The sequence below is a fragment of the Micromonospora sp. NPDC049060 genome (assembly GCF_040649055.1).
Classification (GTDB): domain Bacteria; phylum Actinomycetota; class Actinomycetes; order Mycobacteriales; family Micromonosporaceae; genus Micromonospora; species Micromonospora reichwaldensis.
Window position 1 is genome coordinate 3,304 of the sequence record NZ_JBEZEV010000161.1, and the last position, 1,714, is coordinate 5,017.

Below are 1,714 nucleotides of genomic sequence, written 5' to 3' on the forward strand. Positions count from 1 at the left end.
AAGGTTGGGGAGCGTGGGAACCTGGCGGGTAGTAGTCAAGCGATGGGGTGACGCAGGAAGGTAGCTGAGCCCGGCCGGTGGTTGTGCCGGGGTAAGCGTGTAGGCCGGTGTGTAGGCAAATCCGCACACCATGAAGGCTGAGACGTGATGCCGAGCCGATTCAGGTGAAGTCAGTGATCCTATGCTGCCGAGAAAAGCCTCTAGCGAGTTCTTAGCGGCCCGTACCCCAAACCGACACAGGTGGTCAGGTAGAGAATACCGAGGCGATCGGGCGAACTGTGGTTAAGGAACTCGGCAAATTGCCCCCGTAACTTAGGGAGAAGGGGGGCCGGAGACGTGAAGCCCCGCGCGGGTGGAGCGTTGTATGGCCGCAGAGAGCAGGGGGAAGCGACTGTTTACTAAAAACACAGGTCCATGCGAAGAAGTAATTCGATGTATATGGACTGACGCCTGCCCGGTGCTGGAACGTTAAGGGGACCTGTTAGCTCTTCGGGGCGAAGCGGAGAACTTAAGCGCCAGTAAACGGCGGTGGTAACTATAACCATCCTAAGGTAGCGAAATTCCTTGTCGGGTAAGTTCCGACCTGCACGAATGGCGTAACGACTTCCCCACTGTCTCAACCACAGGCCCGGCGAAATTGCATTACGAGTAAAGATGCTCGTTACGCGCGGCAGGACGGAAAGACCCCGGGACCTTTACTATAGCTTGACATTGGTATCCGAATTAGCTTGTGTAGGATAGGTGGGAGCCAGTGAAGTCCATACGCCAGTATGGGTGGAGGCAATCTTGAAATACCACTCTGGTTGATTTGGGTATCTAACTTCGGACCGTTATCCGGTTCAGGGACAGTGTCTGGTGGGTAGTTTAACTGGGGCGGTTGCCTCCTAAAGGGTAACGGAGGCGCCCAAAGGTTCCCTCAGCCTGGTTGGCAATCAGGTGTTGAGTGCAAGTACACAAGGGAGCTTGACTGTGAGACTGACAGGTCGAGCAGGGACGAAAGTCGGGACTAGTGATCCGGCACTTGCGAGTGGAAGCGGTGTCGCTCAACGGATAAAAGGTACCCCGGGGATAACAGGCTGATCTTCCCCAAGAGTCCATATCGACGGGATGGTTTGGCACCTCGATGTCGGCTCGTCGCATCCTGGGGCTGTAGCAGGTCCCAAGGGTTGGGCTGTTCGCCCATTAAAGCGGTACGCGAGCTGGGTTTAGAACGTCGTGAGACAGTTCGGTCCCTATCCGCCGTGCGCGTAGGATACTTGAGAAGGGCTGTCCCTAGTACGAGAGGACCGGGACGGACGAACCTCTGGTGTGCCAGTTGTCCCGCCAGGGGCACGGCTGGTTAGCTACGTTCGGAAGGGATAACCGCTGAAAGCATCTAAGCGGGAAGCTCGCTTCAAGATGAGGTATCCCACCCACCTTGGTGGGGTAAGGCCCCCAGCTAGACGACTGGGTTGATAGGCCGGAAATGTAAGCCCGGTAACGGGTTCAGTTGACCGGTACTAATAGGCCGAGGACTTGACTACTAAGCTGCTACGCGTCCACTGTGCAACTCTCGATAAACGAACAACAGACCACGTGGTTGGTGTTGTTTGATATGTCGATAGAGTTACGGCGGTCATGGCGGAGGGGAAACGCCCGGTTACATTCCGAACCCGGAAGCTAAGCCCTCCAGCGCCGATGGTACTGCACTCGGGAGGGTGTGGGAGAGTAGGAC

General features: G+C 56.4%; 2 rRNA genes (1 of these 2 cut by a window edge). Both read left to right on the forward strand.

Going from position 1 to position 1,714, the window contains the following annotated elements:
* Window positions 1-1,523, forward strand: a 23S ribosomal RNA gene (locus tag AB0B83_RS29885) (it extends 1,360 nt beyond the left edge of the window).
* Window positions 1,524-1,607: 84 nt separating this feature from the next.
* Window positions 1,608-1,714 (forward strand): 5S ribosomal RNA (gene rrf, locus AB0B83_RS29890); the annotation flags it as partial.